This is a genomic window from Limnobacter sp. SAORIC-690 (genome assembly GCF_002954425.1).
GTDB classification, from domain to species: Bacteria; Pseudomonadota; Gammaproteobacteria; order Burkholderiales; family Burkholderiaceae_B; genus Limnobacter; species Limnobacter profundi.
Window position 1 is genome coordinate 2,201,991 of sequence record NZ_MQVZ01000001.1, and the last position, 23,217, is coordinate 2,225,207.

Genomic DNA, 23,217 nt, shown 5'->3' on the forward strand with positions numbered 1-23,217 from the left:
GGGGAGCAGGTCGATGATGCCCACTCTACTACTCACTGATGCGCTCATCTGGCTGCTGGTATTTGGCGTGCTTGCGTATGCCCGCAGCGTTGTTAAAAATCCGCTTTCACGTGCCTCGTGGGGCTTGGTGTTCCAATCGAAAATTGCCAGTGCCAGTTTGGTGGTTCTGTTGTTGGCGGTGCTCATCACCCTGCTTGACAGTGTTCATCTGCGCTTGAATGCGGAACAGCAAAGCCGTTACGCCAGCCCCATTATTTCTGTGCTCGATGTGGCCTTGGGCCCCTTGGCCTACCAGCGCGAGAAATCGTATTCAGCACCACTGGCCACTCGTTCCTTGAGCAAGGAAACCATGGAGGTAGACGGCAAACCCGTGCGTGATTACGCCCGTTTGCAGTTTGGCGGTGCGCATTTAATTGATGAAAGCATGAAGGAGCAAGACCTGCTCAAGCGTGCTTATCAAGGCGCCTTGGGTGGTGCGGTTCTTTGGGCATTTTTCCTGGCAGCCTTGTGGATCATTCGCAGGGCCATCGCGCAGGGTGCGCAGCAAAACAGCATTACCGTATTCACTGGCAGTGGTGCTTATCAAGCCGTGGTGTGGACCTTGTTTGTACTCTGTATTGCGGGTGGCGTGGTGTGGAAGTGGGCCGAGGCTTACCATGTGCTGGGTACCGACAAAGTGGGCGTGGATGTGTTTTACATCGCGTTGAAAGGCCTGCGTACTGCCATGCTGATTGGTTTGCTGACCACCTTGCTGACCCTGCCTGTGGGCATTGCCTTGGGCTTGGCTGCGGGTTATTTCCGTGGTTGGGTCGATGATGTCATTCAGTACATCTACACCACACTGAATTCAATTCCCTCGGTGTTGTTGATTGCTGCCACAGTGCTGATGTTGCAAGTGGCACTGGATGCCAACCCGGATGCCTTCGCGTCGTCGATTGAGAAAGCCGACCTGCGCCTGTTTTTCCTGTGTGCCATTTTGGGTTTGACCAGCTGGACCGGCCTTGCCAGATTGATTCGCGGCGAAGTGTTGAAAATGCGCGAGCAAGATTACATTCTGGCTGCGCGCGCCAGTGGCGTTTCCAGCGCAAAAATTCTGTTCTCGCATTTGCTGCCCAATTTGATGCACCTTATTTTGATTGCCATGGTGATGGATTTTTCAGGTCTGGTGTTGGCCGAGGCAGTGCTCAGTTATGTCGGCGTGGGTGTAGACCCCAGCACATTCAGTTACGGCACCATGATTAATGCAGCACGACTTGAGCTAAGCCGGGAACCGATTGTGTGGTGGAGCCTGGTGGCTGCATTTGTATTCATGTTGCTGCTGGTGCTATCAGCCAACCTGTTTGCCGACGCCGTGCGCGATGCGTTTGATCCGCGCGCGCGCCAGTTAAAACAATCTTTGGTAAGGGTGTAAGCGTATGAGTTTGCTCAACATCCACGGACTTACCACCCGCTTGGCCAGTGAGGCTGGTTGGGTGCATGCGCTCGACGATATTTCACTGGCCATTGAAAAGGGCCAAACTTTTGCCTTGGTGGGTGAATCGGGTTGTGGCAAGTCAATGACCGCGCTCAGCATTGCCCGCCTGCTGCCAGACAGTGGCGCAATTGTTGCCGGGCAAGTGAGGTTAAACGAGAGTAGTGCAGATGCAAATTCAAACAGCACCGATGTGTTGCGTATCAGCGAAACTGCTATGCGTACCTTGCGTGGCAAACGAATTGCCATGATTTTTCAGGAACCGGGCACAAGCTTGAACCCAGTGATGACGGTGGGCGACCAGTTGACCGAAATTATTTGTTTGCACACTGGGGCCAACAAGGCACAGGCATTGAAAGAGGCCCAAGAGTGGCTGGGCCGGGTGGGTATTCCCGAGCCCAAAAAGCGTTTGCAGCAGTACCCATTCGAAATGTCGGGTGGGCAGAAACAGCGAGTCATGATTGCCATGGCCCTGAGTGTAAAGCCTGACTTGCTGATTGCGGACGAACCCACCACTGCACTGGATGTGTCCATTCAGGCGCAAGTACTTGATTTATTGAAAACCCTGCAGCGCGAGCAGGGCATGGCCATGCTGCTGATTACGCATGACCTGGCGATTGTGAAGCAAATGGCAGACACGGTGGGGCTAATGTATGCTGGCCAACTGGTTGAGAAAGCCAGCACCGAAGAGTTTTTTGCTGCACCACGCCACCCTTATGCGCATGCACTGGTGAAGTCCTTGCCCAGTCAGGCCCAGCGCGGCAAGGCTTTGTATGCGCTTGAAGGGCGTGTTCCATCGCTGGTGAATCCCAAACCTGGTTGCCGGTTTGCGGCCCGTTGCCTGCACGCGCAAGAAAATTGCAGCCAAAGCACACCACAATTGCTTGCGGCCACACAAACCCATACCGTGCGTTGTTTTTACCATGCCGATTTGTCGTTCATAAAGCCTGGCGCAGGTGGTGTGAACTCGGTGGGCGGCAGTTTTTCAGGCGCAACTTCAAAGGTGGTGTTGCAAACGGTGTCTTTGTCGGTGGCTTATCCCGAAAAAGGTGGTTTGCTGCGTAAGCATTTCAAGCCAGTGCTGAACAAGCTCGACATCACTTTGTTGCAAGGCCGCACTGTGGCTTTGGTGGGCGAATCGGGTTCAGGTAAAACCACGGCAGCCCGCGCCCTGCTGGGACTGTTGGGCAGCAATGCGAAAGTAGACGGCGATGTGCTGATGGATAGCAGACCGCTTCGCCAATGGGCAGAGCGTGGGCCGAACGGCTGGCGTTCAAAAATTCAATTTGTATTCCAGGATCCCTTCGCTTCGCTCAATCCACGCCATCGAATTGCTGAAATTCTAGAAGAGCCATTGCTGAGTTTGCGCCCCGATCTGGATGCGACTGCCCGCAAGGCTCGTGTGCTGAAAGTGATTGACCAAGTCAGCATGCCCGAAGAAGCCCTTGCTCGTTTTCCGCATGAATTTTCGGGTGGTCAGCGCCAGCGTATTGCGATTGCCCGTGCATTGGTTTCAGAGCCCAAAATATTGATTTGCGATGAACCCACTTCAGCGCTGGACGTGTCGGTCCAGGCTCAAATCTTGAACTTGCTGAAACGCCTGCAAACAGAAACCGGCGTGGCCATGTTGTTCATTACTCATAACCTGGCCGTCGTGCAGTATCTGGCCGATGAGGTGGTCGTATTAAGGCATGGGGATGTAGTCGAGCGTGGTTCGGCCGAGCAGTTATTTGCCAACCCCCAACATGCGTACACCCGTCAATTGATTGATGCGGCCCCGGTGTTGTAACTCGTCAGGATTCCCAGTTGCCGGGCTTTGGGGCGTGTGGAATGTTCAACTTCATGCCAGGTTTGATGAGTTTTTTCTTGCTCAGGCCGTTGAGTCTTTGTAAGGATTTCACACTCACATCAAAGCGTTGGGCTATTTCTCCCAAGGTATCCCCTTTTTGTACCGTGTAACTGCGTTGGGGGTTTGAAGGTTTGTACTGTTTCAGGCTGGCCTGAATTTTTGCACTGTATTCAACTGGCACCAGCAGGGTATTGCTGTGGGCAGCATACAAAACTGGTTGATTCAAACCAGGATTCAGTTTACGAATCAGTTCCAGTTCAACGCCCGCCAGGCGGGCAATCTCCCGAAGGTCAACATCGGCGCTGCGTTTGATTTCAGCAAAGTAAGGTTTGTTTGGAAACTTGGGTAAAGTCAGGCCAAAACGTTCCGGGCTTTGAATCAGGTTCTTCAAAGCTTGTAGTTTTGGTATGTAATGTTTCGTTTCAAGGGGCAACTCAAGGTTGTCCAGTGTGGGTTCAAGCCCTGCTTCCTGTGCTTTTTTAACGGCCCTGAGTACCGAACCTTCGCCCCAGTTGTAAGAAAGCAAAGCCAGGTGCCAATCGCCATGCATGTCGTAAAGATAGGTCAGGTAGTCCAGTGCAGCGCGGGTGGAGGCGACCAGGTCCCGTCGTTCATCAACCCATTTGTTTTGTTTCAGGTCAAATTGACGTCCCGTGCTGGGAATAAACTGCCACAAACCCTCAGCGGCTGAAGGTGAGCGTGCATGCGGGTTGAACTGGCTTTCGATAAATGGCAGCAAGGCCAGCTCAGACGGCATGCCACGTTTTGCACATTCCTGTGCGATGAAGTAAATGTAGGGTTCGGAACGCTGCAACATGTTGTTCACCATGCGCTTGTTTTTCAGCAAGGCGCGTTCGCGAACTTGCACTGCCTGCGTTTCCAGGTCAGGCACCGAAAAGCCCTTTCGTATATCAGCCCACACATCACCAGCTTCTTCGGCAAAGTCCAGCGTAATCAGGTCGTAGGGCCCGGACATTTTTAGCTCGAGGCCCGGGTTGGGTGCCACCAGGCCGAACAGCTGTACTTCTTCGTTTTCCGCGTTTAGTGCAATGTCGGCCTGTTGCGCATTGGCCCAGGTGGGGCCGGGTCCAATGGCGATGCCCGCCAAAATGGCCACTTTGGCAAATTGCTTGATTCCATTTTTAAATGAATCGAATTTCAAAGGGCAGGTGTGCCGGGCAGGGCAAAGAGCGAAACGAAAATGCATCCTATGTTGAACTTTTGTGTAGGTCAATCGAGAGTTGACCCATGCCCCAGCCCGAGTGATACCTCTTGAATTATTTCAAATGAGAGTTTTTGTAAAAAACTGTTAACTGGTTATCGCAATCAGAAATTGTCTTTTGCTGTGCGTATTTGTTTGAATTCAATGGGATTTGTAGCATTGATGAACAAATTGCTGAGCCGCTCAACACCCAGCGTTGTCGGAATAGTGCTTAAGCCTTGCTCCCGAATTCTTCGGACTTCAATTTCTCGTGCTTCAATATTTTTGGAGTCGGGTGAATAGGCCCTGGCGAATCGCAGATTCGATTCGGTGTACTCGTGCGCGCAGAATACACGGGTGTTTGCCGGGAATTGATTGAGTTTTTGAAGGGATTCAAACATTTGTTCAGCGCTGCCTTCAAACAGACGCCCACAACCGCCCGAGAACAAGGTGTCACCTGGAAACATCCACACCTCTTCACTGTTCATGGTGTCTTTCAACTCAATCACATACGCCAGGTGGTCTACCGTGTGGCCCGGAACTTCAAATACCCGAGCGATCAGGCAATGCACATCCACCGTGTCACCTTCGCGTACGGGGCGGTTGATCTGTGCAATCCGTCCACTGGCCGGGCCGTACACGGGCAAGTCTTTTGCGGCTTTGCTCAGGAGCGCATCAATTCCCCCTATGTGGTCCATGTGGTGATGGGTGACCAAAATACCGCTAAGATGGTAACCACGAGAATCCAGAAAATCTTGAACTGACTTGCTGCAACCCGGGTCTACCACCATGCAAGCCTTGCTGGGTTCATGAACAATCGCCCACAGGTAGTTGTCCTGAAAGGCCGGGATGCCATAGACCGACCAATTCGACACTTGAGAAGACTTGAATGATTCCATCTGAACCCCTGAACGACTTGAGTACACAACAAGCACAAATGTTAGCACTCGATGCCTGGTTGAACACGCCAGCGGGCCGGTACTTCACAAGTCGTGAACAGGCGTGGATTGATTCTGTGGTGCCCGACCTGTTTGGTTTCCGGGCCGTGCAATTGGGTACTCGGCTAGTGGATGGTCTGAAAGAAAGCCGTATTCCCCACAAGGCCTACGTGCAGCAGGGCTTGGTGGCCAGCAAACCCGATGGGGTGGAAATGATCACGCCCGATTGCTTTGCCGAGTTTGAAGAGTTGCCTTTCGAGAGCCAGTCGCTGGACATGATTGTGTTGCCCCATGTGCTTGAATTCTCTGCGGATCCGCACCAGCTGTTGCGGGAGGTTGAGCGCGTGTTGATGCCCGAGGGCAGGGTAGTCATCACCGGTTTCAACCCGATGTCGCTGTGGGGCCTTCGCCATGCGGCCTTGAAACGCTGGGCACCGGTTTGGCCCGATGGGTGCGAGCCGATTCATTTAAGCCGCCTGAAGGACTGGTTGAAACTGTTGTCCTGTGAACCCGAGTTTGGCCGTTTTGGTTGCTACCGTTTTCCGTCGTTTACTGACAAGGGTTTGAGCCGAATGGGTTTCATGGAACATGCAGGTGACCGCTGGTGGCCGGTGTGTGGCGCTGTCTATTTTGTATGTGCAGTCAAAAGGGTGCGTGGCATGCGTTTGATTGGCCCGGCTTTTAAAGACAAAAAAGTATCAGCACGCCAACTAAAACCTGTTGCCAATAAGGCGCTGAATAAAACACCTACAATAGGCGACCGTGGATAAGGCCAACAGGATTGAATTGTGACTGAACAAAGAATTGCCAGCGTCGTGATGTATGCCGACGGGGCTTGCAAGGGCAACCCGGGGCCAGGCGGGTGGGGTGTGTATTTGCAATCGGGTGAGCATGCCAAAGAATTGTGTGGTGGGGAATTGAACACCACCAACAACCGCATGGAATTGACTGCTGTTATTGAAGGATTGAATGCTTTAAAGAAGCGTTGCAGTATCGACGTGTACACCGATTCGCAGTATGTGCGTAAAGGTGTACTGGAGTGGATGCCAAAGTGGAAGATGAACGGGTGGAAAACCTCGGACAAAAAGCCGGTGAAAAACGCCGACTTGTGGCAAATACTCGATGAGGCCAGTGTTCGTCATTTGGTACGCTGGCACTGGGTGAAGGGCCATTCTGGCAACCCCGGCAACGAGAAGGCTGATGCCTTGGCAAACCTTGGCGTAGAAAAGGCGATGAAACAATGAGATATGTAGTACTGGATACAGAAACAACCGGCCTGGAAGTTAGACAGGGCCACCGCATCATCGAAATTGGGTGTATTGAAGTGAATGGTCGGCAGGTGACTGACCACCATTTTCACCAATACATCAACCCCGAGCGTGAGGTTGATGAGGGTGCATTCCAGGTGCACGGTATTTCTGATGAAATGCTGGCCGACAAGCCGAAATTCAAGCAAATCGCCAAAGATTTTCTTGATTTTGTGCAGGGCAGTACCCTGATCATTCACAACGCATCATTCGACATCGGTTTTCTGGATGGTGAGCTTGAACGCCTGGGCTTGGGCAAGATGGCCGACTATGTGGACGGCGTAATCGATTCACTGGGGATGGCGCGTGAAATGTTTCCGGGCAAACGCAACAACCTGGATGCGTTGTGTGACCGCCTTGGGGTGAATAACGCACACCGCCAGTTGCACGGGGCGTTGCTGGACTCGCAAATTCTGGCTGAAGTCTATTTGGCGATGACCCGTGGACAAGACAGCCTGGTGATTGATCTGAATGCGCATCATGAGGATGATGGTGTTGAACGCATCAAACTGGGCGCCTTGGATCTGCCAGAACCTGAGCCCAGTGAGGAAGAGTTGGCCTTGCATGAGGCTTATCTGGCAGATATCGAGAAAGCGGCGAAAGCCCCTAGCGTATGGAGCAAAATCAGCCAGCCAGCTGACCAACAAGCAGTTTAAGGAGGTTTGCCATGAAAAAGGCAATTGCATGGGGTGTGGGCATTTTGGTGGGCGTGCCAGTGGTATTGGCGGCTACCGCAGCAATCTTGGTGAACACAATTGACCAGCAGGCCTTGCTGAACAAAGCCAGTGCGGTTGTTAAAGAAAAGCAGCAACGCGATTTGGCGTTCACCGGTCCCGTGCAGCTCAAGTGGTTCCCTTCCATTGGCGCCGATTTGAACGGCGTCACTCTTTCTGAATTCCAAAGCAATGATCAATTCTTGAAGGCTGACAAGGTCAGTATTTCACTGGCTTTATTGCCGCTGTTAAGTTCAGAGGTGGTAGTAGACGCGGTACAAGCAAGCGGTGTCACTGTGAATGTCGTTAAAAATGCCGATGGCAAGTTCAACTTCGATGATTTGAGCAATCCTGAAACAAGCGATCAGCTTGAGCAAGAAATGGAAGATGCCCCAGCAGAGGGTGGACAGGCCGTGAATTTTTCAGTGGACTCGATTGCGCTTGAAAATCTGAATGTGACATATGCTGACAAGCAGACCGGGTTAGAGGCCTCGCTGAACAACTTCGCCCTGCAAAGCGGTCGCATTGAGCAGGGGGTGCCCACAGACCTTGCATTGAAGGGCAATGTGAAGGCCAACAAGCCACAGGCGGATTTGAACATCGACCTGAACACCCGTCTTGAGTTTGGTTTGGGTGAAAATCTGTATGCGAATTTTGAAAACCTGAAGTTTGCCGTGTTGGGCCAACTGGATCAGCAGCAAGCCGATGTGAATGTGCAGGCCAGTACCCTGAATGTGAACCCGAATACCTTGGAGGTTAAAGCGCAGTCGCTGGATGCCAAGGCCAAAGGCCAACTTCCCAACGTGGGGGCATTCGACGTTAGCCTAAGCTCGCCTTCACTGGAACTCAGTGACACTGTGGCGCGTGGTGAGGCATTTAACTTCAAGGCTGACCTGAAGCAGCCCACGCGCAGTATCAATGCCACTCTCGATTTAACCGGTTTGCAGGGCAACTTGAAGCAGGCGGTGTCTGCAGCCTTGAACACCACCGTGAACATGGTGGAAGGCGAACGCACTGTGAATTTGAAGCTAGCCAGCCCCATGAGCCTGAACATGAAAAGCCAGTTGATTGAGTTGGCAGCCTTGACGGGTCAACTGGATGTGAAAGACCCGGCATTACCAAAAAAACAGGCCAGCATGCCTTTGGCAGGCCGTTTGGCGGTGAACAACACAGAAAAAACTGCCGAGCTGGATTTGAACTCGAAGTTTGAGGCCACCAGTTTTGATTTGAAAGCAGCCGTGAAGAATTTCGCCAAACCGGCGATTACAGCTGTATTAAATGCGGACAAGCTGGACATTGATGCGTTGTTGCCACCCAAGAAAAACGCCAATACCGAGACCGCAGCAAGCTCGGGTGAAAAATCCAAAGACACACCTGTTGATTTGAGCCCGCTGCGCAATCTGAATCTGGACATCACCGCCAACATAGGTGAATTGAAAGTGTCGAATATTCAGGCCCAGCAATTGAAAACAAAGGCTGTGGCGCGAGGGGGCAAACTGACCATTTCGCCGCTGGATGCAAAGCTTTACGGTGGTTCAACCACGGGTGTAATTACCGCGGATGCGAATACTCAAACGGTGACCGTGAACCAGAACATGACTGGTGTTCAAGTTCAACCTGTAATCAAGGCGCTGCTTGACAAAGACATGGTCGAGGGCAAGGGCAATGTGGGCATCAACATTCGCACCACGGGCAACACGGTAAACCAGATGAAAGCTGCCCTGGATGGAAAGGTTTCGGTGAGTCTTCAGGATGGCGCGATCAAAGGCATTAATCTGGCCGAGAAATTCAGAAATGCAAAATCCTTGCTGACGACTGGCAGCAACGCCACCCAAAAAACCGACACCACTCAGAAAACAGATTTCAGTTCATTGGCCGTCAGTTTTGACATTGCCAATGGGGTGGCTACCTCGAATGACTTGAATGTGATGGCCCCCTTGTTTCGAATTGGTGGCGCAGGGCAGGTGAATTTGATCAGCAATTCCCTTGACTACCTGGCCAAGGCCTCGGTGGTGGCCACAAGCACAGGGCAGGGCGGTAAAACGCTTGATTCTGGTTTGAACGGGGTAACGGTGCCCGTTCGCCTGTATGGCCCATTCACTGGCGTTCAGTGGGAACTTCAGTTCAAAGAACTGGCCAAAGAAGCGGCCAAAGCCAAATTGCAGCCAAAAATTGATGAGAAAAAAGAAGAGTTGAAAGGCAAGGCCGAGGAAAAGGTGAGGGACGCCCTGAAAGGTTTCCTGAATCGCTGAGTTTCAACAAGTGGCAACAATCTCAGGGGCCCCATGGGGGTAGGTGCTTTGTGAGGCAATAGTTTGCTACCATCAAGGCAAATTATTCTTACAACGGTGTCCCTGTGTCCGAACCCGCTGGCTTGCCGGTTATTGAGCTGAGTTATGCCATTGAGCTTTTGTCCAAAAAGCTCGAAATTCAGTCCACTGAAGCTGAGCAGTTAATTCGACTTGCAAAACTGGTTCGTTTACCCCGTGGCGACACTTTGTTTGAGCAAGGTCAGCCCAGTCATCATTTTTATCTCTTGTTGCAAGGTCAGTTGAAAGGGCAGCGTTTTCGCCCAGACGGCTTTCAAGACCTGGCCCTTTCTTTTTTCCCCGGCGAAATGATAGGCGAGCTTGGTTTTTTCGACCAAGCGCCACGTACAGTCAGCATTTCTGCCCGCCGAGACAGTGTTCTGCTTGAAATTGATCAAACCGCCCTGGAGCAGTTTGGTGAGTTCAGTCGCTCGGTGTATCACCACCTGATCCGAATGCTTGTTTCCCGTTTCAAGCGTGAACTTGGCTACAGCGGCCCCTTGAAGCAACACCAGTTCATTTTGTTTCAGTCTTTTGTACGCCCCGAGGGTTTTGGCATGCAGGCCGTTGAAGGATTTCAGTCTGCCATGGCACGGCATTGTGAGTTGCGACGCTGGAAACAGCTTGGTGACGTAAGCCCGCCGAGTTCTGTCAGTGCCAAAGACTGGGTGGTTGAAATGATTGAGACACAACCCCTGGAGGTTTTGGACGATCGCCTGATTGAAGAGCTTGATTGCATGGTGGTGATGCTGTGTGCAAGCACCTTGAATGATTCGCGCAGTTGCGACTTGTTGAAAGGCCAGTTGAAAAGCGCCGACGACGACTTGCCGGTGTGGTTTGTACTGGTGCACGAAGCGGCCTGGGTTGAGCAGTCGGTTGTACAGCGCATACGCGCCAATTTTGGCAGCGGGTTCAAGCTGTTGCATGTTCGGCGTGGCCACCATTCCGACAACGCACGCGCTGCGCGGCACATTCTGGGGCTCACCTTGGGCCTGGTGCTGGGCGGTGGCGGTGCCCGCGGATTCGCCCATGCCGGTTTCTTTCAGGCACTTGAGGAGGCTGGCGTGGTCGTGGACTCGGTTGGGGGAACCTCAATGGGCGCGTTGGTGGGTGCGCTTATTTCCTCGGGGCGCTCGGCCGCCGATGTGAACAAGGCCCTTGCCATCAGTTTCAAGAAAGGTTTGCCATTCAAACTGACCGACTACTGGATACCCAAACATGGCTTTGTGAAAAGCAAGGCAGTTGACGAGGTGTATCAAAAAGCATTTGGTGATTCGTTAATTGAAGACCAGCCGATTCCGTTTTTCGCCATCAGTTGCAATTTGACCACGGGCAACCAGTTCTTGTTTGAACAAGGCCCGTTGTGGAAGGCGGTGCGCGCCAGTACTTCCATCCCGGTATTTTTTGAGCCATTCATGGCGGGCAGGCACGTGATGGTGGATGGCGCACTGGTCAACAATGTGCCTGTCGATTGCATGCGCACTCGCGGCGCACGAAAAATTCTCACCGTGGACGTGGGCCTTGAGGAAGACATCACCGCGCACATGGTAGACGACAGCAGTGTGCAAATGCCCACCATGATGAAGTCGCTGATGCGTGTCATTGAATTGGGCGGTATTGAGAAATCACGACAGGCCAAAGTCATCAGTGACCTGTATGTTCAGCCTTCCATTGAAAAAATCGGATTGATGGAGTTTGAGCGCAGAGAAGAGATCGTTGCCTTGGGTTACGAGGCTGGGCGTAAAGCAATTCCGGATATACTGGCTTTGCTTCACAAAACTACATAACAACGCAGTCGTCATTCTTACGAGGCTTTGATGCAAAAACACTCTACGGTAGAGGTGTTGGGTTGCAGCGGCAGTATCGGTATTCCCGGACAAGGAACAACAAGCTTCCTGATCGACAGTGATATTTTGATCGATGCGGGCACAGGCCTGTGCGAGCTCGATTTTGCCCGTCTCGAGCAAATTGAGCATGTATTCATTACCCATTCCCACCTGGACCACATTTGTGGTTTGCCTTTTTTAATCGACACGGTGGGCGTGGGCCGCAAAAGTCCCTTGCGTGTGTATGCCACCCTCCCCACAATCAGGGCCTTGCAGCAACATATTTTCAATGAGGAAATATGGCCTGATTTCTCGAAAATTCCCACAGCAGAGAACCCGGTTCTGGAGTATGTTGAGATACAGCCTGAAGAAGAACTGGTGTTTGGTGAGCGCAGAATTTCCACCGTAGAGGTGGATCATACGGTCCCGGCCGTGGGTGTTTTTTTGATTACGCCCACCGGGGGGTGGTGCTTCTCCGGAGATACGCACCAAACAGACCGGTTATTCACCCTTATCAACTACGCAAAAAAGGTAGATTATTTCTTTATTGAGGCTGCTTTTCCTGACAAGGAGAAATGGCTTGCAGATTTGGCCAAGCATTTGTGCCCGAGTTTGTTGTTTGGTGAGCTTCAAAAATTAAACGCAGCATGTGAAATCTGGATTAGCCATCTGAAACCCAGAGAGCACGACGAGATTCAAAAAGAGTTACAGCAGTATCCGGGAAGCCAGCCGCTGCGCATTCTATCGGCCGGAATGATTTTTAACATTTAACGGTTACACCACAATTCTATGAAATTCAAACTTTCCGCAGTCGCCTGTGCAGTGGTGCTGTTGGTTAATTCGCATTTGCAGTTTGCACATGCGCAAACCCCGCCTGAGAGCACACCGGGTTCCCAGTCCAGCAACGACGAATACCAGGAGCCCAGTTTCACAGTGTCGGGTTTTGAGGTGTTGGGCCCCGAACTGGTGCCTCGTGATCAGGTTATGGCTGTGCTTGGTGGCTTTTCAGGCCGTGAAATCACCTTTTCCGACTTGCGAACGGCCACAGCCGCTGTTGAGCAATTGCACGCCGAGGCGGGTTATGAAGTGGTTCGCGTGCTGATTCCTGAACAGGAAATCAAGCCTGGCGAACGGCTTAAGTTACAAATTGTTGATGCGCGGCTGGATGTGATTACTGTGGCGGGTAACGACTATTTCACCGCGGAGTCGATTCAGGAAAGCCTTGTGGTATTGCAACCCGGTGCCTTGATCAACACCGTTGACATGGACAAAAACCTGCGCCTGATTAATGACAACCCAGCGAAAATTGTACGCGTACGCCTGGAGCCCAGCGACAAGCCGGGTTTGGTGGACGCGAAAGTGCAAGTGTCCGATCAAAAGCCCTTGGCTGCATATTTGACGCTAGACAACTCGGGTACCAATGCCACGGGTGACTTCCGCATGGGTCTTGCCCTGCAACACAACAATGCTTTTAACAGAGGCCACATGGCCTCGTTTCAATACGTGACCTCGCCGGGGAGGTGGTCGGATGTTGAAGTATTCGGCCTGAACTACAAAGTGCCGTTTTACAGCCTCAGTTCCATGCTTGAACTGGCTTACAGCGATTCGAATGTGAATGCAGGCAACTTGAGCGTGGGGGCCAGTTCTGTATCGGTGGCTGGTGCCGGTACCACTGCCGCAATTCGTTGGGTGAAGTTGCTGGACCGCTTGGCCGGGTTCGACGCACGGCTTACCTTTTCTCACGAAATCAAGGAATTTGTGAGTCAGGTTCAACTGAACGGTTTTGGTCCCAGCCTGGTGCCAGAACTGGAAAGCAGGCCGGTGGGGGTGTCTTATTCACTCTCCGAGGCACTTGATTCGCGGCAGCGTACTTTTCAAATTGGGTACTTCAAAAATTACGTCACGGGTGGCAACAATTCGACCGCCCAGTACCGCATGACAAACCCGGCCGCCGAGGCCAATTTCGATGTGATTCGAGCCAATGCCAGTTGGTCCGAACAAGTGATGCCCGGCTGGCGCCTGACTGCACAGCTGGATGCACAACACACCGATTACTCACTGATTCCCGGCGAGCAATTTGGCGCAGGGGGTGTTTATTCGGTGCGTGGCTTTGAGGAACGGGTTATTTCCGCAGACCGTGGAACCCGACAATCACTTGAACTGATGGGCCCGAACGTCAGCAAAAGTTTCGGCACCTTGTTTGAGCGTTTGCAGTTTGTTGGTTTTGTGGATGCTGCGCAGTTGAAGTTCAACAACCCCGTGTTCGGTTCGCCAGTTGAGCCGCATTTGATGTCTTACGGTGTGGGTGCGCGTTTTGCTTTTTCTCCCAAACACCAGTTTCGGGTTGACCTGGCCAAGGTTGTGTCAGGTGTGCCTATTCAACCGCATGGTGACGTGATGTTGCACGTCACATTTGCCACTTCCCTGTAAGGAAAGACACCATGAAATCCAATCGTCTTTCAACCCGTAGCTCAGTTCGCAGTTCAGGCACCCAGTTTCAGCGAAAAGCGGTGGCTTTGGGTGTGGCCATGGCCATTGCCAGTTCAGCTTACGCCAACCCCACCGGAATGTCGGTGGTCGCAGGGCAGGCCACCGCGCAAACCATTGGTAACTTGATGCAAATTACCAATACGCCAGGTGCCATTTTGAATTGGCAACAGTTCAATATTGATGTTGGGCAAACCACGCAGTTTATTCAACAAAATGCGGCCAGCCAGGTGTTTAACCGAGTTACCGGTGGCGATGTGTCCCAAATTCTTGGCACCCTGCAAAGCAACGGGCAAGTGTTTTTGATCAACCCGGCGGGTGTGTTTTTTGGTCAGGGCGCTGTGGTGGATACTGCGGGCTTTTTGGCCAGTACCCTGGCTGCGTCGGATACGGATTTGCTGAACGGGCACTTGCGTTTCAACGATTCAACTGGCACAGCTGGCAACATCGTCAACCAGGGCTCACTGACCACGCACTCGGGTGGCTCTATTGTTCTGTTGGCACCCAGTATTGAAAACAGCGGCATTATTCATGCAGACGGAGAGGTGCTTTTGGCTGCTGGTCACAGTGTGACGATTGTGGACATGAGGCACCCTACTATTGGCTTGACCGTTGCCGCCAAAGAGGGCGACAAGGCTGTGAACCTGGGTCAAATTATCAGCAAAAATGCATCCCTGTTTTCGCATTTGGTGAAAAACAGTGGTGTGGTTGAGGCCACAGGCGCACGGCTGGGCGAGGGCGGTGTTATTCGGTTTATTGCGCAAGGTGATGTATTGGCAGGCGGGCAGGTTCTTGCCGAAAGTGCACAGGGCCAAGGTGGTGAAATTGACATCACAGGCGAACGCGTGGCGGTGCTGAGTGATGCCCGCATTTCTGCGGATGGCGCCACAGGCGGCGGTACAGTGCATGTGGGCGGTGGCTGGAAAGGGGAGGATGAAACTCTTGCTAACGCCCAGCAAACAGTGGTGCAGGCCAATACCCAAATTTCTGCGAACGCCACAGCCAACGGCAACGGTGGTGAGGTGGTGGTGTGGGCCGACGGGCACACGGCCGTTGATTCTGAAGTGCAAGCCAAGGGTGGCGCACTGGGCGGCAATGGTGGTCGCGTAGAAACCTCGGGCAAACAAAGCCTGGCTGTGAATGTGGCTGCGAACACCTCGGCTGCCAAGGGTGAGGCTGGGCAGTGGTTGATCGACCCGGCTAACCTGACGATTGTGGATCAAATTCCACAAGGTGGTTTCAACCTTGAAAACAGCTCACAGAGCCCGTTCTTTTCTACGGACGATATTTCTTCAACCTTCTCGCCGACTGAGTCATTTCTCTTGAACAGTACCGTGGTGGATGGTTTGGAGAATAACGGTTTCGTACAAATTTACACCACTGGCACGCAACCAGGCGACGGTAATTTGACCATTGCGGCTCCTGTCCTGATTGACCAGAACAACTCTCAGTCGACCGGTATCAATCCAGAACTATTTCTGGAAGCGAAAGGCGAAATCAACATTGACGCCGCTGTGGGCTTGATGCCCGGGCAGCAAGTGTTTGATGGGTTCGATTTGTTCCTGAGTTATGACATTGCCAAACCGGTGTATGTCGATGCTCCGCTGTACCTGGGCAACAGCGGCAATTTGATTTTGTCGCCATACGATACTGGTACGGCTTTGCCCACCAACACAATGGGCCAGTTGCCACTCGACGGCGTGAATTTGCTGTCGGGAATGAATACTGGCTCAAGTGGCCCGTTGTCACTTAATCGAATCACCGTCACCGGTGCGGTGGCCACAGATCCCGTGACCCAGCAAAGCTACATTGTCAGTCCCGAAAAAACAGTGAAACTCAACGTGCTGGGTGCAAACCTTCAGGTGAATCAATTAAGCCTGTTTGGAAGTGAAACAACCCCTGTCACCGATATTCGCGTTGGCGTAGACAATTTTGAGTTGCCAGCACCCATTCAAGGGAATTTGCAGTACAACTTTCTGGACGCGAATAGCTTGACCGTAGAGGCAGGCAGTACTGTGTCAACCTTCACGCTATTTGATCCGGAGTTGTCATTTGATCTGAATCCCAATACCAATTTGAACCGATTGATCTCTAGCGGTACGGTCAATTTCAACGGTGGCTTCAACGACATTGTCGAGATTGATACCAACGCCGGTACTTTGAATTTCTCAAACAGCGCCGGCAGCAGCAGTTCTCCTTTTGGCTTCTACCAAATTGGCGATATTGATGCAGGCACGGGTAGCACCATTAACCTGGTGGGCTCCAGTTTGTACTATCAGAAAGCGATCCTCAACGGCACATTCAACATGATGTCCAACGAGTTTGGCTCATCCTCTTTCCTGAGTGCGATTGATACTGATTTAAACGGAAGTTTCAACATTGGCGCTGGTTTTAACAACGCCAGTTTCCAGGCCCTTGGTATGGGTGCCACTTCCCGAATTACCCTGTCGACTGGCTCTTTTCTTGAACTGGGACGTGCGTTTAACTCCTCCTCTTCAGAGGTGAGTGTTACCCCGATGGTTCCAGCCAAGCAACCTGGTGCGTATATCTCAACAACGCAAGGGCAATTCGTTGCTCAACAGGGTGCGCGCATTGTCATGAACGGGGCGGCCACAGACGACATTATTCACTCCATGCCACCTTTGGAAACTGCCAGTTTTTCAAACTCTCCCTCGGGTGGGGCAATTGTTGACATCACCGGGCTGGATGGGCGTCTGGAGGCACCGGTGACCATTGAAGTCAATGGTTTCCTGAACTCCATACAAACCAGCACAGAGAACTTTGACCTCAACTCTGAAGTCAGCATGTCAACCCCCATCAACACCATGGTGATTCAGTCTGCAAACATTCAAGTCAATGCCGGAGGCGACGGACGCTCTCTCAGAATTGGTGAGGTTCAGTTCTCACAATCGTTGAACACCGATTTTGAACCTGTTGTTGATCTGGACTTCAACGGCTCGCTCACCGTGAACAGTGGCCGTGTGCGCCTTGAGGGCAAGAACGTGTCCACCGTAGACGGTACCCTGAATGTAAATGGTGCAAATTCCACTCTGGTTTTGTCTGGCAATTTCACTTCTGCAGATTTGTACGATGTAAACCGCAGCAATGGTGGTCGCCTTGCAGCCGAGGGCGTTTGGGATAACAGTCTGGTGAACGCCGGCAACGCTGCAACTTCAGCGCCGCTGAGCAAAGGGAATATTCTGGTTGGCGATGATTTGGTGGTAACCGGTGGTTTACTGACCAGTGCGGGCACAGCCAATTCAATCAATATTGCGCCAGACAGTTTTCTGGAGCTGCGCAACACCGAGGTAAGCACAACGATCAACGTATCGCCAACCGGTGTGGTGTTGCTGGCCAGTCAGGATGGAAATGGTGCCCCTGTAACGTCTGCTGTGTTGAATGGTGCCACAATCAATATGGGCGGTGATGCTTTCCTGATTGTGGAAACTGATGCTGCGGGTGTGGCCAATTTGAATGGCACAGCAACAATCAGTTCAGGAACGCAAGGCAACCTGATTATCGCGGGCCGACGAGCTTATGACCCAATGGCTGCAGGCTCCATTCCAGATTCAATGACCTTGAATGTGGGCAGTGGTATTCGTTTGAACGTGACCGGCAATACCCCCAGTTTGCCCCCGGCTTTGCAGTTGTTTTATGGTGCTTCAACGCCCCCATCGCGCCCCGTGTTCCTGGTGGGCCAACTTACACCTGAAGCGGTGGCTTTGGCCGAATATGAAGATTTTGATGGATTCTCTACGCCAATCACTACCGTGTTGAGCGGGTTTGCGAACCCTTCCTTCGTGATTGATGGCACCCCCGATTCATCGGCGGTCAATGGCTTGACCTGTTCGGTGTCTGATTTCTGTGTGAAGTTTGACGTAACCCAAAGCCTGACCTACTCCGGCATGGTCATGACAACTTTGGGCGCACCCAACCCCACCTTGGCCAACAGTGGTGTAGCGTTTGCAGCGGGCGCCGATTTAAGTGGATTGCGGTTTGCATTTCAAACACCCGACGAGATCACATTCATGCAAGGTTTGAACCTGGTGACTGTGGCCGACTTGGTTGGCGGCAGACGCTTGGTGAATGCCCCGGGTTCCACAGTGCGATTTGGCAACAACATGGCCAATGAAACCATTTCGAACAATCTGGAAAACAACGGTGTATTGGAGTTGCAGGGCAATTACACCCTTAGTGGTCTGCTGACCGGCACGGGTATGTTGAACAACAGTGGTGTACTGAACCTTGGTAACGCCAGTGGAAGTGTTGTTCAAAATTCGATCGTTAACAGTGGCACGATCAATAACACCGGTACTTACACTTTCTCTAATATGGTTTCAGGTACTGGTTTGTTCTCAAACGCGGGCACTTTGAACTTGACTGGTTCTGGCTTATTTGGAAATAACTTTGTGAATGGCGGCACTGGCACATTGAACTTCTCTGGCGGATCCGCACAAGACATTTATTTTGGTGGTTCCTTTCAAAATGCCGCGAATGTATTTTTTAATGGCGGATTATTCACGTTCGATACTGGTTACAGTCAATCCGCCGGTAACCTCACCGTTCAGCCAGGTACACAGTTGGTCGGCAACGTGAACATCAATGGCGGTGCCTTGCGTGGTTTTGCAAATATCACTGGTAATTTGAATGCACAGGGTGGTCGAATTGTCCCGGGCGCATCGCCAGGCTTGATGACCGTGAGTGGTGACTTGAACCTGGATGCAAACAGCATTATTGACATCGAGATTTTGAGTGACGGTGGTGTACAGGGTACTGATTTCGATTGCATCGTGGTACAGGGCAACGCCAACCTGGCGGGCCAATTGAATTTGATTGATATTTCAGGCGGTACGCTGGTTGCAGGCAGTCAGTATGCTTTCCTCGAGGCCAACACCATCAATGGAACCTTCGGTGGAATTTCCAGCTCACCTGCCAGTTCTGCGTACACATTCTCTTCACCCGTAATTGCGAACACCACGAATGGTCAGCAGTTGCCCATTCAGCAAATGAGCACCTCGACCGTGGCTGTAAGTTCACCGCCTCCGGTCTCGCCCCAGCCCACCTCGCCAACAAGTCCAACTTCGTTGACTCAAAGCACAGGCACGGATAGCACCTCGGTTGGACAAAACCTGAATCAGGCTTTCACGCCAACGTCCACCTCAACTGGCACTACCGAGCCAAGCTCGGGTACTACATCGACAAGCAGCACGCAGCAAACCCAACAGGAAGAGGAGGCTGTCGAGGTGGCCAATCAAAGCACTGCGGGTACAACCATTTCACAGCAGTCCAATGACATTGAGTTGAAGACCACACAAAGTGATCCTCAGCGGGCTTCGGCGGTGTGCAAATGAGGATCAATAACATGCAGAAACTATTGGCCTTGGGTTTTCTCGCTTTGAGCCTTGTTGGCTCCAATGCGGCGTTGGCTCAAAACATTCAACCGAAAGACCTTGCTGCGCCGGCAGGGGCACAATCGGCCAGCCAGCCCGGCAAGGCGGTTGTGGGTACTATCAAAGTAGTCACTGGCTTGGTTAATTTGCAAACTGCGGAAGGCAAAAACAAATTTGCCGGCGCTGGTACCAAGTTGAATGTGGGCGATGTCATCAACACCCAGGCAAAAAGCACCACAGTACTGGAGTTTGTGGACACCACGCAGGTGGCCTTGCGACCAAACACACGCTTTGTAGTTGAGAACTATGAATATCAACCCGAGCAACCCATAGCCGACAAAGCCGAATTCAAACTCGTTAAAGGGGGGTTGCGCACACTCACTGGGTTGATTGGCAAACGTGGCAGTGCAGACGCTTTTTCAATGAAAAGCGAAACAGCCACCATTGGCATTCGGGGAACTGACTTCACGGCCCGAATTTGCAAAGGCAATGAGTGTACTCGGCTGGCCAAGGGCGAGTCTGACAAAGCCACAGCCACAAATACCTCCACTGCCGATGTGGCGGGGCGTATTTCCCAACTGACTGGCGAATTATTTGCCGTGTCGGTTGAAGGCAAGCGACGCGCTTTGCAAAAAGGATCAGCTGTATTTGCGGGGGAAACCATCGATGTGTCGGAAGGTGGGTTTGCCGTGGTCAGCATGGCTGACTCCACACGCCTCACTCTGCCAGGTGGCAGCTCCATGCAAGTGGCTGCCTATCGATACGCGCCAGCCTCACCACAAACCTCAGTGGCCTCGTTCAAGTTGCTCAAAGGGGCGGTGCGTGCGGTAACCGGCGCCATTGCCAAAGCCGAACCCAACAACGTGAAGTTTTTTACTGAAACTGCAACGGTGGGTATTCGAGGCACAGCAATTGATATCTCATGTACATCAGTGAATGGTGGCTTAGTGGTGTGCTCGGGCGGAGCCAACCTGACGGTTGAGCTTCGTGACGGGCAAATTATTGTCACTTCGGGCAATTTAAATTCAGTGATCAATGCAGGGCAATCGGCGGTGATTCCTGCGGGCAACGTGAATATTCAAGTCATCAATTCATTGGCCAATGTGCTGGGCAATGTGCCCAATGCTGGCCCACTACCTGAAACCACGCCTGCAAACTTTGAAACCCTATCGTCTACGCCGGTTCAGTCATTGACGCAGGGTGGTGGTTCTTCAGATGAGGGTTCGCAATTGTTTGTTGCAGTGAACGACGGCACCATCGTGATTACCAATTCCAATCAGGCTCCGCTTGAAGTCAATCGGGGTGAGGGTGCCTTTGTACAAACATTGAGTAACCTGCCTCCGCAATTGCTGACTGCACCGCCCGATGTCATTGTTCAAGACATCACCTTGTCTGCCCCGCCATTCTCGGCACCGCAGTGTGCGCCTTGATGGTAGTTGATGCATGAGCAAATTGATCAAGTCTTGGCGAAAAATTGCGGGCAAAGCATTTCGCATCGGTGTGGGTTTTTCGTTCACGGCAGTGGCTTTGCTGCATGTGTTGGGCTTCGCCCCCAGCGAAGTGGTGAAACGTCTTGATTACTTGGTTTATGATGTGCGGCTGAGGGCTGAAGCACAACTGCCCGAGCTTGATCCGCGCATTGTGATTGTCGATATTGACGAACAAAGCCTGAGCGAAGTGGGGCGTTGGCCATGGTCTCGAGATGTGGTGGCCAAGCTGGTTGTGGAGCTAACCGATCGGTTGGGTGCTGCTGCGGTTGGTTTCGACATTGTATTTGCCGAGCCTCAGCAAAGTGATGCGCTTCTGGCATTGGACACCATCATCGAAAACAAGCCTGCTCTGGGTAGTCAGCTTCAGGAGTTGCGAACCGGAATTAAAGCGCAGTTCGATCGAGATGCACAGTTGGCCCAGGTTCTGGCCGACCGGCCAGTGGTGTTGGGGTATTACCTGAATCAGGATCCAACAGCGTTGTCTGGCGCGCTTCCGCCAGCGTTGTTCAAAAGAAGCCAGTTGGGTGAGTTGGCCCTGGACAGTACAAGCTGGCAGGGCTATGGCGGCAATATACCCGTGTTGCAGAAAAATGCGGAGGGCGGCTATTTCAATCCGATTGTGGATGAGGACGGCACCGTTCGCTCCATTCCGCTGCTTGCTCAATTCAATGATGCTTATTACCAAAGTTTTGCTTTGGGCACACTGCGGCGGGCCTTGGGTAATCCGCAGGTGATACCTGTGTTTCCTGAAGGTGTTCCCGATGACTATGGTGCAGTGGAGTTGATTGCACTGAGGTCTCCTGAAGTTGAGTTGGACATTCCAGTTGAACGTGGCTTGTTGACCCGTGTTCATTTCCGGGCCAAGGGTGGTCCGAATGCTGGCGGCTATCGCTATGTGTCAGCGGCCGATGTACTTGCGGGCGTATTGAAGCCAGAAGACATTGAAGGTCGAATTGTATTGGTCGGTACTACAGCGCCTGGCTTGCTCGATTTGCGAAGCACACCCGTGAACCCGGCCTACCCGGGGGTAGAAGTGCATGCCAATGTGATCAGTGGCATGCTCGACAGCATTTACAAACTTCGACCGGAGTATTCGCAGGGTTTGTTGTTCATTACGGTGTTGGCAGTGGGTTTCGTGCTGAGTGTGATGATGCCGATTCTTAGTGCCACCTGGTCGCTATTGGTTGCGCTAGCAGTGTTGGTGGCCAGCGTGGCGATCAATTCCGTGCTGTATTTTCAGGCAGGCCTGGTATTGCCGGTGGCGGTGGTGTTGTTGCTGGTGCTGGCCATATTCATGTTCGATGTGGCCTATGGATATTTGGCGGAATCGCGCAGCAAGCGGCAAATGGTGGATTTGTTCGGAGAGTATGTAGCGCCGGAATTGGTCTCTGAAATGGCGGCGGACCCCAAGCGCTATTCCATGGAAGGTGAAAGCCGCGAACTCACCGTGTTGTTTTCGGATGTTCGAGGTTTCACAACGATTTCAGAATCGCTCAAGCCCAATGAATTGCGCGAGTACATCAATGAATACCTCACGGTGATGTCCGAGATTATTCGCTCCCACCGTGGCACGCTGGACAAATACATTGGTGATGCCATCATGGCCTTTTGGGGGGCACCCATTGCAGATGCTGAGCATGCTGAATTGGCCACCAAAGCGGCCATTGCCATGCAGGAAGAAGCTGTGCGTTTGAATGAACGGCTCCTGGCGCGTAATTGGCCCACGCTGGCCATTGGTGTGGGTGTGAACACCGGGCAAATGCGGGTGGGCGACATGGGCTCAAAAATTCGTCGCGCTTACACCGTGATGGGCGATGCTGTGAACTTGGGTTCGCGACTGGAAGGCATTACCAAAACTTATGGCGTGGGCGTAATTGTTGGACCACAAACCAAAGCGGCTGTGCCCGGCATGGTGTTTCAAGAACTGGATGCGGTGAAGGTGAAGGGCAAGAACGAGCCTGTTTCAATTTATGCACCCGTGGGCGAGCACGCCACTTTGCCTGAAGCAAGCTTGAGTCAGTTGGAACAATGGGATGAGTTTTTGGCCGCGTTTCGTGCCCAGAAATGGCAGTTGGCGCGTGAACTATTGGCTGGATTGCAGGGCAGTGTGGTTACGAATCCTACTTTGCATGCCCTCTACGAAAACCGTATTGAGTACTTTGAGTTGAATTCCCCACCTGAAAACTGGGATGGCGTAACCCAGTTCGACACGAAGTAAAACGAACCGATTTAACCC

At 52.3% G+C, this 23,217-nt stretch carries 14 protein-coding genes; 12 read left to right on the top strand and 2 right to left on the bottom strand.

All coding sequences use genetic code 11. From position 1 onward, the window contains the following. Window positions 1-13 precede the first annotated feature (13 nt). Both BSZ31_RS10555 and BSZ31_RS10560 read left to right on the top strand, forming a co-directional pair. Window positions 14-1,411 (top strand): ABC transporter permease, encoded by a 1,398-nt coding sequence (locus BSZ31_RS10555; protein ID WP_105028717.1) that lies wholly within the window; start codon window positions 14-16, stop codon window positions 1,409-1,411. A 4-nt stretch (window positions 1,412-1,415) separates the two neighbouring features. Then, window positions 1,416-3,260: a dipeptide ABC transporter ATP-binding protein gene (locus BSZ31_RS10560; RefSeq protein WP_105028718.1), complete on the top strand. Its 1,845-nt coding sequence runs from the start codon at window positions 1,416-1,418 to the stop codon at window positions 3,258-3,260. 4 nt (window positions 3,261-3,264) lie between these two features. Here the strand turns inward: BSZ31_RS10560 and BSZ31_RS17690 are convergent, their stop codons facing one another. Both BSZ31_RS17690 and gloB read right to left on the bottom strand, forming a co-directional pair. Then, window positions 3,265-4,482 carry a transglycosylase SLT domain-containing protein gene (locus BSZ31_RS17690; RefSeq protein ID WP_304466330.1) on the bottom strand — a complete coding sequence of 406 codons (1,218 nt, stop codon included), beginning with the start codon at window positions 4,480-4,482 and terminating at the stop codon, window positions 3,265-3,267. Between the two features lie 164 nt (window positions 4,483-4,646). Beyond that, window positions 4,647-5,420: a hydroxyacylglutathione hydrolase gene (gene gloB / locus BSZ31_RS10570; protein ID WP_105028720.1), complete on the bottom strand. Its 774-nt coding sequence runs from the start codon at window positions 5,418-5,420 to the stop codon at window positions 4,647-4,649. Between gloB and BSZ31_RS10575 the strand changes: the two genes are divergently transcribed. The 10 genes from BSZ31_RS10575 (at window position 5,411) to BSZ31_RS10620 (ending at window position 23,199) form a co-directional block, all read left to right on the top strand. Then, the gene (locus BSZ31_RS10575; RefSeq protein ID WP_105028721.1) at window positions 5,411-6,229 is read left to right on the top strand and encodes a class I SAM-dependent methyltransferase; all 819 of its coding nucleotides are present in this window, start codon (window positions 5,411-5,413) and stop codon (window positions 6,227-6,229) included. The genes gloB and BSZ31_RS10575 overlap by 10 nt on opposite strands. Before the next feature lie 33 nt (window positions 6,230-6,262). Then, window positions 6,263-6,703: a ribonuclease HI gene (gene rnhA / locus BSZ31_RS10580; RefSeq protein ID WP_205882538.1), complete on the top strand. Its 441-nt coding sequence runs from the start codon at window positions 6,263-6,265 to the stop codon at window positions 6,701-6,703. After that, window positions 6,700-7,422, top strand: a complete 723-nt coding sequence (gene dnaQ / locus BSZ31_RS10585; RefSeq protein ID WP_105028722.1) for a DNA polymerase III subunit epsilon — start codon at window positions 6,700-6,702, stop codon at window positions 7,420-7,422. The genes rnhA and dnaQ overlap by 4 nt, the downstream gene beginning before the upstream one ends. An 11-nt stretch (window positions 7,423-7,433) precedes the next feature. Beyond that, on the top strand, window positions 7,434-9,731 hold the full coding sequence (locus BSZ31_RS10590) for an AsmA family protein (RefSeq protein WP_105028723.1): 2,298 nt from the start codon (window positions 7,434-7,436) through the stop codon (window positions 9,729-9,731). Window positions 9,732-9,835: 104 nt separating this feature from the next. After that, entirely contained in the window at window positions 9,836-11,575 is a 1,740-nt protein-coding gene (locus BSZ31_RS10595) for a patatin-like phospholipase family protein (protein ID WP_105028724.1), read from the top strand. A 30-nt stretch (window positions 11,576-11,605) separates the two neighbouring features. Continuing rightward, the gene (locus BSZ31_RS10600; protein ID WP_105028725.1) at window positions 11,606-12,385 is read left to right on the top strand and encodes a 3',5'-cyclic-nucleotide phosphodiesterase; all 780 of its coding nucleotides are present in this window, start codon (window positions 11,606-11,608) and stop codon (window positions 12,383-12,385) included. Window positions 12,386-12,403: 18 nt separating this feature from the next. Then, window positions 12,404-14,044, top strand: a complete 1,641-nt coding sequence (locus tag BSZ31_RS10605) for a ShlB/FhaC/HecB family hemolysin secretion/activation protein (RefSeq protein ID WP_105028726.1) — start codon at window positions 12,404-12,406, stop codon at window positions 14,042-14,044. An 11-nt stretch (window positions 14,045-14,055) separates the two neighbouring features. After that, a complete protein-coding gene (locus BSZ31_RS10610) occupies window positions 14,056-19,452 on the top strand; it encodes a filamentous hemagglutinin N-terminal domain-containing protein (RefSeq protein ID WP_105028727.1) in 5,397 nt (1,798 codons plus the stop codon). 11 nt (window positions 19,453-19,463) lie between these two features. Next, window positions 19,464-20,921, top strand: coding sequence for a FecR domain-containing protein (locus BSZ31_RS10615; protein ID WP_168426937.1), 1,458 nt, complete (start codon window positions 19,464-19,466; stop codon window positions 20,919-20,921). Window positions 20,922-20,934: 13 nt separating this feature from the next. Further along, complete coding sequence (locus BSZ31_RS10620) at window positions 20,935-23,199, top strand: CHASE2 domain-containing protein (protein WP_105028729.1); 2,265 nt, start codon at window positions 20,935-20,937, stop codon at window positions 23,197-23,199. Window positions 23,200-23,217: the final 18 nt, after the last annotated feature.

Coding starts and splice junctions, on each gene's coding strand:
- BSZ31_RS10555 (WP_105028717.1), top strand. CDS start 14: ATGATGCCCACTCTACTACTCACTGATGCGCTCATCTGGCTGCTGGTA.
- BSZ31_RS10560 (WP_105028718.1), top strand. CDS start 1,416: ATGAGTTTGCTCAACATCCACGGACTTACCACCCGCTTGGCCAGTGAG.
- BSZ31_RS10575 (WP_105028721.1), top strand. CDS start 5,411: ATGATTCCATCTGAACCCCTGAACGACTTGAGTACACAACAAGCACAA.
- gloB (WP_105028720.1), bottom strand. CDS start 5,420: ATGGAATCATTCAAGTCTTCTCAAGTGTCGAATTGGTCGGTCTATGGC.
- dnaQ (WP_105028722.1), top strand. CDS start 6,700: ATGAGATATGTAGTACTGGATACAGAAACAACCGGCCTGGAAGTTAGA.
- BSZ31_RS10590 (WP_105028723.1), top strand. CDS start 7,434: ATGAAAAAGGCAATTGCATGGGGTGTGGGCATTTTGGTGGGCGTGCCA.
- BSZ31_RS10600 (WP_105028725.1), top strand. CDS start 11,606: ATGCAAAAACACTCTACGGTAGAGGTGTTGGGTTGCAGCGGCAGTATC.
- BSZ31_RS10605 (WP_105028726.1), top strand. CDS start 12,404: ATGAAATTCAAACTTTCCGCAGTCGCCTGTGCAGTGGTGCTGTTGGTT.
- BSZ31_RS10610 (WP_105028727.1), top strand. CDS start 14,056: ATGAAATCCAATCGTCTTTCAACCCGTAGCTCAGTTCGCAGTTCAGGC.
- BSZ31_RS10615 (WP_168426937.1), top strand. CDS start 19,464: ATGCAGAAACTATTGGCCTTGGGTTTTCTCGCTTTGAGCCTTGTTGGC.
- BSZ31_RS10620 (WP_105028729.1), top strand. CDS start 20,935: ATGAGCAAATTGATCAAGTCTTGGCGAAAAATTGCGGGCAAAGCATTT.